The 15,025-nt window shown below is 58.1% G+C and carries 12 protein-coding genes; 7 read left to right on the forward strand and 5 right to left on the reverse strand.

The annotated features are described in order from the left end of the window. Positions 1 to 4: 4 nt before the first annotated feature. The 3 genes from mfd (at position 5) to B150_RS0117275 (ending at position 5,499) form a co-directional block, all read left to right on the forward strand. Entirely contained in the window at positions 5 to 3,505 is a 3,501-nt protein-coding gene (mfd, locus tag B150_RS0117265) for a transcription-repair coupling factor (RefSeq protein WP_020401201.1), read from the forward strand. A 90-nt stretch (positions 3,506 to 3,595) separates the two neighbouring features. Next, a complete protein-coding gene (gene nhaA, locus B150_RS21720) occupies positions 3,596 to 4,747 on the forward strand; it encodes a Na+/H+ antiporter NhaA (protein ID WP_020401202.1) in 1,152 nt (383 codons plus the stop codon). A 200-nt stretch (positions 4,748 to 4,947) separates the two neighbouring features. Further along, the gene (locus B150_RS0117275; RefSeq protein WP_020401203.1) at positions 4,948 to 5,499 is read left to right on the forward strand and encodes an outer membrane protein; all 552 of its coding nucleotides are present in this window, start codon (positions 4,948 to 4,950) and stop codon (positions 5,497 to 5,499) included. Between the two features lie 177 nt (positions 5,500 to 5,676). On the opposite strand, the gene B150_RS0117280 is transcribed toward B150_RS0117275, so the two are convergent. Continuing rightward, positions 5,677 to 6,306 (reverse strand): DsbA family oxidoreductase, encoded by a 630-nt coding sequence (locus B150_RS0117280; RefSeq protein WP_020401204.1) that lies wholly within the window; start codon positions 6,304 to 6,306, stop codon positions 5,677 to 5,679. Between the two features lie 114 nt (positions 6,307 to 6,420). On the opposite strand from B150_RS0117280, the gene B150_RS21725 reads away from it, so the two are divergent. The 4 genes from B150_RS21725 to B150_RS0117300 all read left to right on the forward strand — a co-directional run bounded on the left by B150_RS21725 (position 6,421) and on the right by B150_RS0117300 (position 10,275). Further along, on the forward strand, positions 6,421 to 6,732 hold the full coding sequence (locus tag B150_RS21725) for a hypothetical protein (protein ID WP_020401205.1): 312 nt from the start codon (positions 6,421 to 6,423) through the stop codon (positions 6,730 to 6,732). A 65-nt stretch (positions 6,733 to 6,797) separates the two neighbouring features. Continuing rightward, positions 6,798 to 7,826, forward strand: coding sequence for a GTP 3',8-cyclase MoaA (gene moaA / locus B150_RS0117290; protein ID WP_020401206.1), 1,029 nt, complete (start codon positions 6,798 to 6,800; stop codon positions 7,824 to 7,826). Positions 7,827 to 7,924: 98 nt separating this feature from the next. Continuing rightward, positions 7,925 to 8,683 carry an NAD kinase gene (locus tag B150_RS0117295; protein WP_020401207.1) on the forward strand — a complete coding sequence of 253 codons (759 nt, stop codon included), beginning with the start codon at positions 7,925 to 7,927 and terminating at the stop codon, positions 8,681 to 8,683. A 92-nt stretch (positions 8,684 to 8,775) separates the two neighbouring features. After that, the gene (locus tag B150_RS0117300; RefSeq protein WP_425311196.1) at positions 8,776 to 10,275 is read left to right on the forward strand and encodes a S10 family peptidase; all 1,500 of its coding nucleotides are present in this window, start codon (positions 8,776 to 8,778) and stop codon (positions 10,273 to 10,275) included. 73 nt (positions 10,276 to 10,348) lie between these two features. Here the strand turns inward: B150_RS0117300 and B150_RS22725 are convergent, their stop codons facing one another. The 4 genes from B150_RS22725 to B150_RS0117320 form a co-directional block, all read right to left on the reverse strand. Beyond that, positions 10,349 to 12,058: a sensor histidine kinase gene (locus B150_RS22725; protein ID WP_020401209.1), complete on the reverse strand. Its 1,710-nt coding sequence runs from the start codon at positions 12,056 to 12,058 to the stop codon at positions 10,349 to 10,351. Between the two features lie 45 nt (positions 12,059 to 12,103). Next, on the reverse strand, positions 12,104 to 13,222 hold the full coding sequence (locus B150_RS0117310) for a DUF2336 domain-containing protein (protein ID WP_020401210.1): 1,119 nt from the start codon (positions 13,220 to 13,222) through the stop codon (positions 12,104 to 12,106). A 290-nt stretch (positions 13,223 to 13,512) separates the two neighbouring features. Next, positions 13,513 to 14,016 (reverse strand): flavin reductase family protein, encoded by a 504-nt coding sequence (locus B150_RS21735; RefSeq protein WP_020401211.1) that lies wholly within the window; start codon positions 14,014 to 14,016, stop codon positions 13,513 to 13,515. Positions 14,017 to 14,093: 77 nt separating this feature from the next. Further along, positions 14,094 to 15,023, reverse strand: coding sequence for a flagellin (locus B150_RS0117320; RefSeq protein WP_020401212.1), 930 nt, complete (start codon positions 15,021 to 15,023; stop codon positions 14,094 to 14,096). Between the last annotated feature and the right edge of the window lie 2 nt (positions 15,024 to 15,025).

Genomic DNA, 15,025 nt, shown 5'->3' on the forward strand with positions numbered 1-15,025 from the left:
CACCATGCAGCACCTCAAGGAGCTTGTCAGCGCTGAAATGCCGCTTACCCTCTCGGGCGTGCCGGGTGGCTATGATGCCATGCTGCTTGCGACCCTTGCGGAAAGCGCGTTTGCGGAGGCCAAGCAGGCCGTGCTGCATGTGGCGAGCGACGATGGCCGCATGATGGCGCTGAGGCACGCGGTGCGTTTCTTCGCGCCCCGGCTCGAGATTGTCGAGTTCCCGGCGTGGGACTGCCTGCCCTATGACCGGGTCAGCCCACAGGGCGACATTGTTGCCAAGCGCATGGCGGCGCTGTCGCGGCTGACGAACCGTAGGCTCAAGACCCCGCTTCTCGTGATCACCACCGTGAACGCCGTGTTGCAGCGTGTACCGAGCCCCGATGCGGTCGCCGGTGCCACCTTCCACGCCGAACCGGGCGACACGGTGGATATGGTCAACCTGACCGAGTTTCTCGCCTCCAACGGCTATACCCGTTCGGGCCAGGTGATGGAGCCGGGCGAATTTGCCGTGCGTGGCGGCCTGCTGGATATTTTCCCGCCCGGTGAGGAAAGCCCGCTCAGGCTCGACTTCTTCGGCGATGAGCTGGATACCATCCGGCGTTTTGACCCCTTGGACCAGCGCACGATCGGCAAGGCACCACGCCTTCATCTGAAGCCCGCCAGCGAATTTTCGTTGAGCGCGAAGGGTATCGAGCGTTTCCGCCGCAATTATGTGAACACCTTCGGCCCAGCCAAGGGTGATGACCTGCTTTACGAGGCGATCAGCGAAGGCCGCAAATACCAGGGTGCCGAACACTGGCTGCCTTTCTTCCATGAAGAAATGGCAACGCTGTTCGATTATCTTGATGCACCGGTCTTCACACTCGACCATCAGGTGGAGGATGCCGCAGCTGAGCGTTTCAAGGCGGTTGACGATTATTATGCCGCGCGCAAGGAAGCGTGGGACATTGCGCGCACGAACAAATCCATCACCACACCACCCTACAAGCCGATCCCGAGCGGGCTTCTCTATCTGGGTGCGGACGAATGGGAGAATGAACAGGACGAGCGCAACGCCCGCCGCCTGACCCCGTTCGAGGAACCGCCCGCGATCAATGTGCTAAGCTTTGGTGCGCGGCAGGGCCGCGACTTTGGCCCTGAGCGCAACAACCGCGAGGTGAATGTTTATGACGCGGTGCGCGACCATGTGAAATCGCTGCGTGCGGCGGGCAAGCGTGTGGTGTTCGCGAGCTATTCGGCGGGGGCGGCCGATCGCCTCAAGGGTGTGCTTGAAGACCACGGCCTGATGCCCGTGGGGCTGGCCGAGACCTGGGAAGACATCCGGCGCGAGAACAAGACCAGCATCGCCGTGACCGTGCTGCCGCTCGAACGTGGCTTCGAGACCAGCGACCTTGCCGTTATCTCAGAGCAGGATGTGCTCGGCGACCGGCTGGTGCGCAAGGCGCGACGCAGCAAACGCGCGGATAATTTCCTCAAGGAAGCCAGCGCGCTTGCGCCCGGCGACATGGTGGTACACGCGAGCCACGGCATCGGCCGCTTCGAAGGGCTGGAAACAGTCACTGTCTCAGGCGCGGCGCATGACTGCCTGCTCGTCATCTACCATGGCGGCGACAAGCTTTTTGTACCCGTTGAGAATATCGAGGTGCTCTCCCGCTTTGGCGGCGAGGATGCCGGTGCCCAGCTCGACAAGCTCGGTGGTGTGGCGTGGCAGGCGCGCAAGGCCAAGGCCAAGGAACGCATCCGCGAGATGGCGGGCCAGCTCATCAAGCTTGCCGCTGCCCGCGCGCTAAGGGAAGGCCAGCGCATTGCGCCGCCCGAGGGCATTTACGACGAATTCGCCGCCCGCTTCCCCTATCAGGAGACAGACGACCAGCTCCGCGCCATTGGTGAAGTGGCGGCTGACCTCTCCTCCGGTCGTCCGATGGATCGGCTGGTGTGTGGTGACGTGGGCTTCGGCAAGACCGAGGTGGCGCTGAGGGCCGCTTTCCTGGCCGTGATGGCCGGGCATCAGGTTGTTGTGGTCGCGCCCACCACTCTGCTCGCGCGCCAGCATTTCCTCAATTTCACTGAACGCTTCAAAGGCCTGCCAGTGCGCGTGGCACAGCTTTCCCGCCTCGTGAGCGCGAAGGAAGCCAAGGCCACCAAGGAAGAGATGCGCAAGGGTACGGTGGATATCGTCATCGGCACGCACGCGCTTCTGGCCAAGGGCATCGAGTTCAAGGAACTCGGCCTCCTGATCGTGGATGAGGAACAGCATTTCGGTGTCGCGCACAAGGAAAAGCTGAAGGAGTTGAAGGCCAACGTGCATGTGCTGACTTTGACGGCAACACCCATCCCGCGCACGCTGCAAATGGCCATGTCCGGCATTCGTGACCTCAGTATCATCGCCACACCACCGGTGGACCGCCTGGCGGTGCGCACCTTCGTGCTGCCCTTCGACCCCGTTGTGGTGCGCGAAGCGCTCTTGCGGGAACATTACCGCGGCGGACAGAGCTTCTATGTGGTGCCGCGCATCGCAGACCTCGAAGAAGCCGCCACTTTCCTCAAGGAGCATGTGCCGGAGGTCAAATTTGTCATCGGCCACGGGCAAATGGCACCGTCCGCGATTGAGGACGTGATGACCGCCTTCTATGAAGGGCGGTATGATGTGCTCTTATCCACCACCATCATCGAAAGCGGGATCGACATCCCCACCGCCAATACCATGGTCGTGCACCGGGCGGATATGTTCGGCCTCGCGCAGCTTTACCAGCTTCGTGGCCGCGTGGGCCGGTCGAAGACCCGCGCTTACGCCTATCTCACCACCCCAGCCAACCGGCTGGTGACCGAGAATGCCGACAAACGCCTGCAGGTATTGCAGGCGCTTGATACCCTTGGCGCTGGCTTCACCATCGCGAGCCACGATATGGACATTCGCGGCGCGGGTAACCTCTTGGGTGACGAGCAATCGGGCCACATCAAGGAAGTGGGGGTCGAGCTTTACCAGAAAATGCTTGAAGAAGCGGTTGCCGAGGCGCGGGCGGGCGGCGCTGGCGACGATGACTATGAAGACACCCAGTGGTCGCCGACCATCAACCTTGGCGCCACTGTCATGATCCCCGAGCGTTACGTGCCCGACCTCACGCAGCGTATGGCGCTCTATCGCCGCCTTGCCGACCTTGACACCCGCGAGGATGTGGACGGTTTCTGCGCTGAATTGATCGACCGTTTCGGCCCGCTGCCGAACGAGGTGAAGCAGCTTGCCGCCATCATGATCATCAAGGGCCATGCCAAACGCGCGGGCATCGACAAGCTGGAGGCAGGTGCGAAGGGCATGACCATCTCCTTCCGCGGTGACAAATTCTCGAACCCGGCGGGCCTTGTGGAGTTCATTTCCTCGACCGGTGCCACCGCCAAGCTCCGGCCCGACCATAAGCTTGTTTACTTCGCCCGCATGGACAAGATCGGCGCCCGCCTCAAAGCCGTGGCCGCTGTCGCGCGCAAGCTGGCATCGCTCGTCGACTAGACCGGGTCGATTATCCGGACGATTTTGGTCGGATTAATCTTGTAAAGCACTGCACTGTCTCCATATGCTGACGAAACGTGGGAGACTTGCATGAAACTCAGACTTTCGCCTGACGCTATTGGTGGCCTGCTGCTTATTGCAGCAGCTTTGTTCGCGATTATTCTCAACAACTCAGCACTCGGGCCCGCCTATGAACGGCTGCTTCTTGCGGAGGGCACCATCTCGGTTGGCGATTATGGCCTCTCGAAACCTCTGCTTCTCTGGATCAATGAAGGCCTGATGGCGATCTTCTTCATGCTGGTGGGGCTTGAGATCAAACGTGAAGTCACGTCTGGCGAGCTGTCCGACATGAAATCTGTCGCCCTGCCCGGCCTCGCAGCCGTGGGCGGCATGGCGGTGCCTGCCCTTGCCTTCTGGCTGGTGAACGGCGGCAATATGGAAGCCATGGCCGGTTGGGCTATTCCCACCGCAACCGACATCGCCTTTGCGGTTGGTGTGCTCGCGCTTCTCGGCTCACGCGTGCCGCCCGAGTTGAAGCTGTTCCTGCTCACGCTCGCCATCCTTGATGACCTTGGTGCAGTGATCATTATCGCCGCCTTTTATACCGCCGACCTGTCAACGCTTTCGCTTTCGCTCGCGCTGGCGGGCTGTGTGGGCCTCTTTGTGCTCAACCGGTTTGGGGTGCGCAACACGTCCGCCTATCTGTTCCTTGGCGCACTGATCTGGCTCTTTGTCCTGAAGTCCGGTGTGCACGCTACGCTGGCTGGTGTGGCCGTTGGCCTCGCAATCCCGGCGACAAAAGACCACGAGGGTCATTCCCCGCTTGAGGATCTGGAGCATAACCTCCAGAACCCGGTAACCTTGATGATCCTGCCGCTGTTTGCTTTTGCTAACGCCGGTGTGTCGCTCGCAGGCCTGACATTCGCGAGCGTGCTTGAGCCAGTCAGCTTTGGTGTGCTGGCAGGTCTCGCTATTGGCAAACCTATCGGTGTGATCGCTGGCGCGCTGGCCGCCGTCTATCTGTTCAAGACCAAGCTGCCGGGCAGCCTGACCATGCGCCACATCTGGGGGGCGGGCCACCTTGCCGGTATCGGCTTCACCATGAGCCTTTTTATCGGCAGCCTTGCCTACAGTTCCCCTGAGATGAACGCAGATGTGCGTCTCGGCGTGCTGGCAGCCAGTGTGTTGTCGGCCCTTCTCGCAACCATCGTCCTGCTGCGCCCCGCCACGCGCAGCAATTGACCCGAGCATGGGTAGCTGTCCGGGACAGCTACCCATCCCGCCTGAACAAGCGTTCATCTGGCCGCCACAAAAAGACATAATTTTTCTTATTTCCGCCGTTTCCCATCCATTTCGCGGCCCCAGTCGGGCGCGAAAGTCCAATCATCCAAGCCACAACAAAAACCTTGGCTAGCAGCAATGGATAGATTTGGAGACGACCTATGAAAGTATTGAAAACGCTTATCGCAACCACCGCCGCAACCGCACTTCTTGCAGGTGCAGCAGCCGCGCAGGATGCAAAACCATTTGAGGGTATGTATGCAGGCGCCGAAGCTGGCGTTGACTGGACCCGCATGTCATCTGCTGAGAAGCGTGATCGCAGCATCTATTACGGTGGTGTGCTCGGCTACCGCATCCAGTCTGAAAGCAACATGGTTCTCGGTGTTGAAGGTACCTTCGGTGACACCGGCTATAACCAACAGAATTCCCGCAACACCGATTATGAATACAGCGGCTCGCTGATCCTTGGTCAAGCCTTTGGCGCCGACGGCAACAACCTTGTCTACGGTAAAGCGGGTTACGCCCGTACACGCTTCGACGTAACGGAAGCAGGCATCGAAGACAGCTTCACAGAAGGTGGGTGGCGCTTTGGTGCGGGCTATGAGCGCGCAATCGCAAACGGCCTGAGCCTTCGTACCGGTGTGGATTACACCACCTACGGTGACGGCATCAAACAATGGACCGGTAAAGCAGGCCTTCTGGCACGCTTCTAACGGACCACGAGATCGGGTATCCGCACTCCCAAAACGGGTACCCGTATAACGGGGAGGCCCCCATCCTCTCCGGTTCCTGTCCGACCTCCACCCTAGGTCGGGGTTTTGAGTACCCCCATTGTACCGAGCGGAGCATCCCTTTTTCCCTAAGGGATGCTCCTTTCGTTTCGGGCAGGCCTACTCGCCAGCGCTGACACGGTCAATGGCGTCGGCAATGGTGGCTTCTCCCTGCGCACCAGAAAGCCCCACGCGTTGGTCGAGGATGTAAAGCGGCACGCCACTTACGCCCATGCGCTGCACCTGCATGATATCATTCTGTGTCTCAGCCTTGTCACGGTCGGTTGCGAGAAGTTCGCGTACCAGATTTTCGTCCATGCCAACGCGCCCTGCAATGGAAGCAAGCAATTCCCGGTCGCCCAGAAACTCACAGTCCTCGAAGTAAGCCTTCATCAGGGCGTCAGCCAATTGTGGCTGTACGCCAGCACCGTAGCCCCAGCGAAGAAGACGATGCGCATCAAGCGTATTGGCAATGCGGCATTCACTCTCGAAATCGAACTGTATGCCAAGCGCCTCACCTAGCGTCCGCAGATGCTGGCGTGCTGCCTGAAACTGTGGGCTGTTGCCAAACTTCTTCTCGTAGTATTCGTTGCGGTCTACGCCTTCTGCTGGCGTCTCCGCCGAGAGCTGGTAGGGCAGATAGCGCACTGAAGTGACAACGCCCGGGCGCATCTCAAGGGCACGATCGAGCTGTCTCTTGCCAACAAAACACCATGGGCACACTACATCAATCACTACGTCTATCTGCATAAAAAATCCCTTTCGCCGCTGGCGCTCCAACAATGGCTAAAATTGTACACAATTCTTAAAGCGCATTTCAGAAAATCTGTATATGATGGCCCGGAAACCAAGGGATCACAGAATATGATCGACGCACTCAAAATTGCCGCGGGCGGCATGCTGAAAGCAGAACGCCGCGCTACTGACATAGCCCAGGAGATCCTGAAGGCAACCGGTGAAGCTGCGTCGTTCACCCTGGAAGACAGTCCGGAACAAGGTACGCAAAAGCCCGCAAGCGGCGCGCCTGTGGCTGCGCCAGGTGGCGGCGTCGGTTACTCAGACCTTCTGCAGCAGATGGTTGACCTCAAGGCCGAAGAGCACGCCTTCAAAGCCAACGCCAGGGTTTTCCAGCGCGTGGACGAAACTCTCGGCTCCCTTTTGGACGACAAGGGCTAACCCGCCCTCTCCTCATCACATTCTAATGACTTGACGGCGACCGCGCGAATGCCAACATTGCGCTTATGCCCGACACTTATTCGCATACCCCGGCCGCGACGCCGCTCAAGGACCCGTTTGGGCGCAGCATTACCTATTTGCGCCTGTCTGTAACAGACCGGTGTGACCTTCGCTGCCGCTACTGTATGGCGGAACATATGACGTTCCTGCCAAAGCCCGAGGTACTGACACTTGAGGAAATGCTGACACTTTCGCGCGCGTTTATGGAGCGTGGTGTGCGGCGCATCAGGCTGACAGGCGGTGAACCGCTCGTGCGCAAAAATATCCTGTGGCTTGTTGATGCGCTCGGGCAAGAAGTTGGCCGTGGCAATCTTGACGAAATCACCCTCACCACCAACGGCACCCAACTTGTGCCGATGGCGCGCGACCTCGCAAACGCAGGTGTAAAGCGTATCAATGTGTCGCTCGACACCCTGAACGCAGAGAAATTTGCCGAAATCACCCGCCGTGACCGCATTGAGGACGTGCTGGCCGGTATTGCCGCCGCACGCGACGCTGGCATTGCTGTCAAAATCAATACCGTCGCGCTCAAAGGCGGGAATGATGGCGAACTGGCTGACCTGCTTGCCTGGTGCGTGAGCGAGGGGCTGGACCTTACGCTTATTGAGACCATGCCGCTCGGTGACGTGGCTGACGCACGGGAAGATAATTACCTGCCGCTAACCGCCGTGATGGCGGACTTGAAGACGCGTTGGCAATTCACACCGTCCGGCCACCGCACAGGAGGCCCTGCGCGGTACTTCAATATTGGTGACACAGGCCGACGGCTCGGCCTTATCACGCCGCTGACCGGCAATTTCTGTGACGGCTGCAACCGTGTGCGCGTGACCTGTACGGGCCGCATATACATGTGCCTCGGGCAAGACGATCACGTTGACCTCAGAGCAGCGCTCCGCTCCGACAACCCACAAGGCGACCTTCATTCAGCGCTTGACCGCGCGATTGGTGCAAAACCAAAGGGCCATGACTTCGCCATGCAGGGTGGGCAGATGGTTGGTAAGGTCGGGCGACACATGAGCCAGACCGGCGGATAAGCTGTACAGCCTAAGCGCCTGAATTATCAGGCAATAAATTCTCCCTCGCCCTCGCGCAAAATTGCCTTATACTCCCTCTCAGTTAAGGGACACACCATATGAAAATCGCGATCATTGCGAGCGAGTTCGGCGAGGCCGGGCAAGCAGCACAATTGTTACGGAACCGTTTTAAAGCGGTCAGCACCAAGGAAGCCGACGTGATCGTCGCCCTCGGCGGTGACGGCTTTATGCTGCAGACGCTGCATGCCTATATGGGCCGCAACATCCCGATTTTCGGCATGAACAAGGGTACTGTCGGCTTCCTCATGAACGAATTTGGGGATGAGGACCTGATGGACCGCCTGGCGCAGGCCGAGAGCTACACCATGCATCCTTTGCGCATGCGCGCCACGCGCTGCGACGGCGAAGTGGTGGAATATCTGGCGGTCAACGAAGTCTCGCTGCTGCGGGAAACGCGGCAGGCGGCCAAACTGCGCATCTCGATCGACGGCAAGGTCCGTATGCCTGAAATGGTCGGCGACGGCGTGCTTGTGGCAACACCTGCCGGTAGCACCGCCTATAACCTTTCGGCGCATGGCCCGATCATTCCACTAGGCTCTGACCTTCTTGCGCTCACACCGCTTTCCGCCTTCCGGCCACGGCGTTGGCGTGGTGCCCTGCTGCCGCGCCATGTATGCGTGGAATTTTCGATCAACCAGCCGCAAAAGCGACCGGTTTCCGCCGTTGCGGACATGCACGAAGTGCGGGACGTGCGCCATGTGGTGGTCGAGGAAGCACCCGACGTTTCCTTCACCCTCATGTTCGACAAGGACTATACGCTCGCAGAGCGGATTTTCACGGAACAGTTCGCCTACTGAAGCGCACCTTTGATCGCTTTTGGGCGGACAGGATTGCCCCGGCGCGCTAGCGAGGGAGCATCCAAATATCAGGGGGACTGACATTGAAAACCATATCAAAGATTATCGCTGGCCTTACCTTGGCTGGCCTTGTCGTGGCGCCCAGTATCGCTGACGACAAAAAAGACAAAAAGGCAGCGCCAGTTGAGGCTGCCAAAGTCTATGAATCCGAGAAATCCGGAAGCTTTAATGGCGTAAAGCTGCGCTACAAGACGATCGCTGGTGAAACATACCTCAAGAACGATGACGGTGACGAAACCGCCGCCATCTTCTCCGTCAGCTATCTGCGGACGGACGTGAAGCCGAGCGACGACCGCCCGGTTTTCTTCATCTTCAATGGTGGCCCGGGTTCTGCCAGCCTTTGGCTGCACCTCGGCGTATACGGTCCAAAACGGGTTGTGGTGCCAAGCGACGCGGAAGATGACGGCGCAGCACCCTTCCGCCTTGAAGACAACCCACTTTCCATTCTTGATGTGGCTGACATGGTCTTTATCGACCCTGTGGGCACCGGCTATAGCCGCGCCATCGGCAAAGGCGAAGGCAAGGATTTCTGGGGCATCAAGAATGACGCCCAGTCCATCGCTGAGTTCATCCGCCTGTGGCTGGTGAAAAACAAGCGCTGGAACAGCCCGAAATACCTCTCCGGCGAAAGCTATGGCACCACACGCGCGGCCGCGCTGATGGAAGAACTGCAGGGCGGTTGGTCCGATATCGCGATGAACGGTATCGTGTTCATTTCTTCGATCCTCGATTTCCAGACCGCACGCTATCAGCCCGGTAACGACACTCCGTATATCTCCTACCTGCCGACGATGGCTGCCACCGCATGGTATCACGGCAAAGTGGACAAGGCAGGACGCACGCTTGACGGCTTCATTGAAGAAGTGCGCGGCTTCACCCTTGGTGAATACGCAAGTGCACTTCTGCAAGGCAACCGCCTGACGGACGCTGAGTTCAACGCAGTTGCTGAAAAAGTGGCAGGCTACACCGGCCTCAGCCTTCAGTATGTGAAGAACGCGAACCTTCGCGTCAATAACATGCGCTTCATGAAAGAACTGCTGCGCGACGAAGGGTTTGTCACCGGCCGCCTCGACAGTCGCTACAAAGGCCGCGACTATGAAGGCACTGGCGACACCTTTGATGGCGACCCGTCCGGCTACGGCATTGATGCGGCCTATACGGCAGGCATTTACCAGTATCTTCACAACGACCTAGGTGTTGATATCGAACGCCGCTATGAGGTGCTTTCCGGCACACCTGGCCGCCACTGGGCCGAGCCGCGCAAGCGTGGCTACAGCGAAGGCTACCCGAATGTGGCGCCGCATGTGGGCGAAGCCATGCGCCAGAACAAGGATTTCCGTGTGCTGGTGGCCAACGGCTACTATGACCTCGCGACACCGTTCTTCGCGACCGAAAACACTTTCAACGCCAATGGCATCGACACAAACCGCGTGACCTTCACCTACTATGAAAGCGGCCACATGATGTATGTGCATGAGCCATCGCTTGAAAAGCTCGTGAAAGACATTCGCGACTTCCTGAGCGCCAAATAATAAAATTGGGGCGCCGCAGGTCTTCCCGCGTGCGCCCCAACTCCCGTCCCGAATTTTTCCGGGTTATTTATTCTCAGATAAAATTATCGTCGTCCGACACGGTGCCCGTGGCCAGCGGCAGGGTTACCGTAAAGCGGCTGCCCTCACCTTCCACACTGACAAGCGTAATATCGCCACCCATCTTGCGCGCCAGCTCGCGGCTGATATGAAGCCCGAGGCCCGTGCCTTCCTGCTTGCGCGAATAGATGTGCTCCGTCACCTGATGGAACTTCTCGAACACATGTTCGATGTGCTCTTCAGAGATACCAATGCCGGTATCCCAAACGGCGATGGCAACATTGTTGGCGGACGTATTCACCGCGATATCAGCGCCGATCTTGCCGCCTTCAGGCGTAAACTTGATCGCGTTCGACAGCAGGTTCACAAAAATCTGTGTCGTGCGGCGGTCGTCAGCCTTGATGAAAGCATCGCTTTCCACCGCAAGCGCTACAATATCAAGCGACTTCTTGATCGCAGCATCCTTGTTCATTTGCACGGCCTTGAGGAAAACCTGCTCGAGCGAAAGTTCGTCGATTGAAAGCGACAGACCTCCACTCTCAATGACAGCAACGTCCAGAATATCGTTGATCAGCCCCAGAAGGTGCTGGCCGGACTTACGGATATCGGTCGCATAGTTGAGGTAGGCTTTTTCAAGTTCGCCAAAGGTCTCCTGCTCGAACGCTTCGGCAAAGCCGATGATGGCGTTGAGCGGGGTGCGCAGCTCGTGGCTCATGGCCGCCAGGAACTCGTTCTTGGCGCGAAGAGCGCTTGTCGCCTGCACTGTAGCTTCATCAAGTGCCAAATTCTTGCGGGTGAGTTCACGCAGCAAGGTCTCGAGATTCTTGCGGATCTGGTCCGCCTCTGACGCCTGTTTGTAGCGCCCGCTCACGTCCATGCCTACACCGCGGTAGCCGCGGAAATCGCCGGTCTGGCGGTCGAACACAGGCACAGCAGACAGGTGGAACTTCAATTCCTCGCCGCTTGGGTCGGAGACCACAAAAAGCTGCTCACGGAACGGCTTGCGCATCTTGATGCCCTGAATGCCGTCCATGCGACCATCAAGGTTTTCTTCAAAACGGCCAAACTGTTCGAACTTTGAACCAATGAAAAGCGAGGCAGGCTGGCCAACAATGGCCGTAAAACGGTCAGACAGCGAACGAATACGCATGTCCGCGTCACATTCGAAGAACCAGTCAGAGCTTGCGCGGGCGAAGTCCTGGAACCGGCTTTGCGTGCGGTTCGCTTCTTCAATGCCACGCACCTGCGCGGTTACATCTTCATAGGTACCTGCAACCGCAACAACATCGCCGCGCTCGTTGCGCACCGGGGTGTGGCGGCCAAGGAAAATACGCTCATGCCCACCAATGCGCACAATCTCTTCCGCGCGCACAGTGGTGTCGCTTGCGAGCACATCATCAATCACCGGCTTCAGCGAAGGCACAGCGAAGCGGCCAGCAAGCTGGGCTTCGCCGGGCGCGAGCGTCATTTCGCCCAGCGCCTTGTCTATCGATTTATAATGATCGTTGACATGAATAACCGTGCCATCGAGCGAACACACATAAAACGGCAGGCTTTCATCCATGATGATGCGAGCGACAAGCCCTAGTGCCTGCTCATTCGCGGCAACCTGGCGAGATTGTGTGCGCTGGATGCTTGCCCCAAAGGCCCCGTCTGCAGCTTCGCCACTACGGCGGCCCGCGAGATCGACGATCTTTTCGTCATCCAACTGGTTATCGAGCTTCATTCAGGTATCCTCCCGAGCATGCCCCTGTGCCCCCTACAGGCTGGGCTACCCTACCCTTTCCAGTTCTTCGATTGCTTCCTGATACGCACTGTCACGTTGCCAAACCTGCAATGCTCCCTTTGCATTGGCTTCGCTGGTACTGTCAAAAAGCGCCAATATATCTTTCAAAACCCCAGGCGATTTCGCCGCGCCGCCCTCGCGCGCCTGCACAACAAGCAGGTAAATGCTGGTAAACTGATTGCGGTCCACGCCCACCGCCTTGGCAAGAATGGCAAAGCTCTCCCCGCCCTTGTCGGAGAAGATGCGCCAAGCCGTCCGGAAATTGATGCCGCCAAGCTCAGCAAGACCCGCCACAAACACGGCCACACGCTGCTGCCGTAGCGCATTCACGAGAAACTGGATCGTGAGTTCGCCGTTTTCAGCCATACGGCGCACAAGCTTTTGCGCGCGCACATAGGCGCTCTGCTCATCACCCTGATCCACCAGAACGGTATTGGCTGCTCGGCGGACCGCCTGTTCAAACACAAGCGGGTCAACCTCATAATCTGAAAGGATGCGCTTCCTCAGCGCGGCCGAAACCCACCAATACATGCGGTAGGCAAGGTCCCCCGGCAGATCGGAGCGCTGCAAAAGCGGCTCCTGGAAACGGTCAACACGGCGCGATTCCGCGACCAGATATTCCATGGCACGCTTGGAGATCGTAGTGTCGTGATTATTCAGCAGCGTCTCGATCACATCCTCGCCGCCATATTCAACGAGCGCGTTGGATACCTGTTCGGAAACGTCATCCCGCATGGCAATCGCCATACGGTGTTCATCCGTACGCATGCGGATGATTTCGATAAGGTCCGGGTCCTTGAGCAAGGCACTTTTCTCCAGGAGCGGGCGGGCAATCTCGATTTCGTCGCTCGCGAGCATTTTCACAATGTCGGGCAACTCTGTACCAGTGATGGCGAGGGAGCTTGCAAGCTCCTTGCGAATATCCGCTTCCACCTGACCGACCAGCTTGCCAAGAATGTCGGACATCAACGCCCGTTCGTGTTCGCTCAAACGACCTTCGTTGGAAAGGAAGAGATCGGTGATATTTTCAACAAGGCGTGCGCGACCCTCCGAAGACTTATTCTTCGCGAGCAACAGCAGCTTCTCTAATTCCTTGCTGACCAACGGTCGTCTCCTGCCGCACTTGGTGGTCACCAAACGGCCCAACCCCCATGCGGAAACAACTCAAAAACATCCCTAGCGACCCAAAGGATATAGATTCCTAACCAAGAATCAACACTTTAGCGCCATTCCTTCATCCGATTCGCTCGAAAACGGCTCAAAATCACAAGATATCGAATCATAATGATTCGTAGAGTCAATATATTGCGATTCGGTTGCAAAGAAAATTTTAGCGCAAACAGGTAAAAATTCGATTGCGGTCAAAAATGGATGAACCGATGCGGCGCGGAGGCCTATTCGGGAAGGGCTGTGAGGGTTGCCCACTTGCCGTCGATATAGCAAAGCGGGTCATCCGTCATGCCGGGCGCGACGTGGATTGCTTCGATATTGCCAATCACGATGGCGTGGCTACCGGCATCGAGAATACTTTCCACCCGGCAATCAAAGCCCACCAGCGCGTCGGCAAGCAGCGGCGCACCCGTTACACCCGGTGCCCAGTCGCCGTCCTTGAAGCGCTCGGTCTCCGGCTCGCCACTCAGTCCTGCGAAACGCATTGCGAGGGCTTGATGTTTGCACCCCAGCACGTTGACGGCCAAGGTACGCCCGCGAGAGACGATGTCATAGGTCACACCTTGCCGGTTGATGCAGGCCAGCAGCTTTGGCGGTTCGGCAGACAGAGAGGTTACGGCAGTTGCGGTCAAGCCGGCCCAGACGGTCCCGTCTGACGCTGTGACGATATTCACTGCACCGCCCAAGCGGCGCATACCTTGCCGGAATTCTTCAGCCGTTACTGCCACAATACATCCCTCTGCCATAGATCAAGCGTGCCCAATCTATCCGCACGGCAGTGAAATGCAATGCCTTTACGCCTGTCCTAGAGGAAGTTCAGGAGCGAAAGCTGCGACAGTGAACCAATGGCGCGGTAGGAAGCCTCAAGCGCGACCTGATCGTTGTTGAGGCGTGTGATTGCCTCAGCAATATCAACATCCTCAAGGTCCGAGATGAAGGTTTCAAGGAACACGGATGTGTCCGCGTGTTGCTCGTCCACCACCTCAAGGCGCTCATAGGCAAGGCCGTTCGACACATGTACCTGACGCAGGTTGTTGATGGCGGTATCGATACTGGCGATCTGGCCTTGCAGGAAATCAAACTGCGTTTGCGAGAGCTCGCCCTGCAATTCATCAGTCTGATCATATCTGTAAAGGTCGAGCATTTCCTGGAAAATACCGCCCGCAACATTATCCGCGAGCAGGCCGAACTCGAGGTCCACCCCGTCAGCAATGCGCGCCTCAAAGGCCACGTTGCCGTTATCGAACGCGTCATCAACTGTACCCGGTGTTGTTGCCACCGTATCGAGCTCCGTAAGGTTTTTGACGTTCACCGGGGCAGAGCCGGTTTTAGCCCCCGAGAACAGATAGGTGCCATCAAAGTTGGTATTGAGCGAGTTCACCACGAACTTGAATGTCTGGTCCAGAAGCTCGGAAAAGCCTTCAGCCTGACCGTTGGCAAGCGTCGTCTGGATCGATTCTTTCATCTTCTCCATCGCGCCGATCATGCCCTCGAGTTGCACGTCGTTCGCATCCAGCTTGCCGCGGATCGTATCGATGGTTTGCTGGTACGTTTCAACGCGCGACTTGAACGAACGCGCGCCCAGCACGGTACCGGTTTCGCCTGCAAGGCCACGGTATTCGTCGGTTTTCTTGCCGGTTGCGATCTGACGCTGGGCATCGAACACCTTGCTCTGGTTGTTCATGATGCCCCTGATCAGGAGCTGCTGTTGGCCGAATGATGAAACCCTTACCATCT

The sequence above is a fragment of the Kordiimonas gwangyangensis DSM 19435 = JCM 12864 genome, from assembly GCF_000375545.1.
GTDB lineage: Bacteria > Pseudomonadota > Alphaproteobacteria > Sphingomonadales > Kordiimonadaceae > Kordiimonas > Kordiimonas gwangyangensis.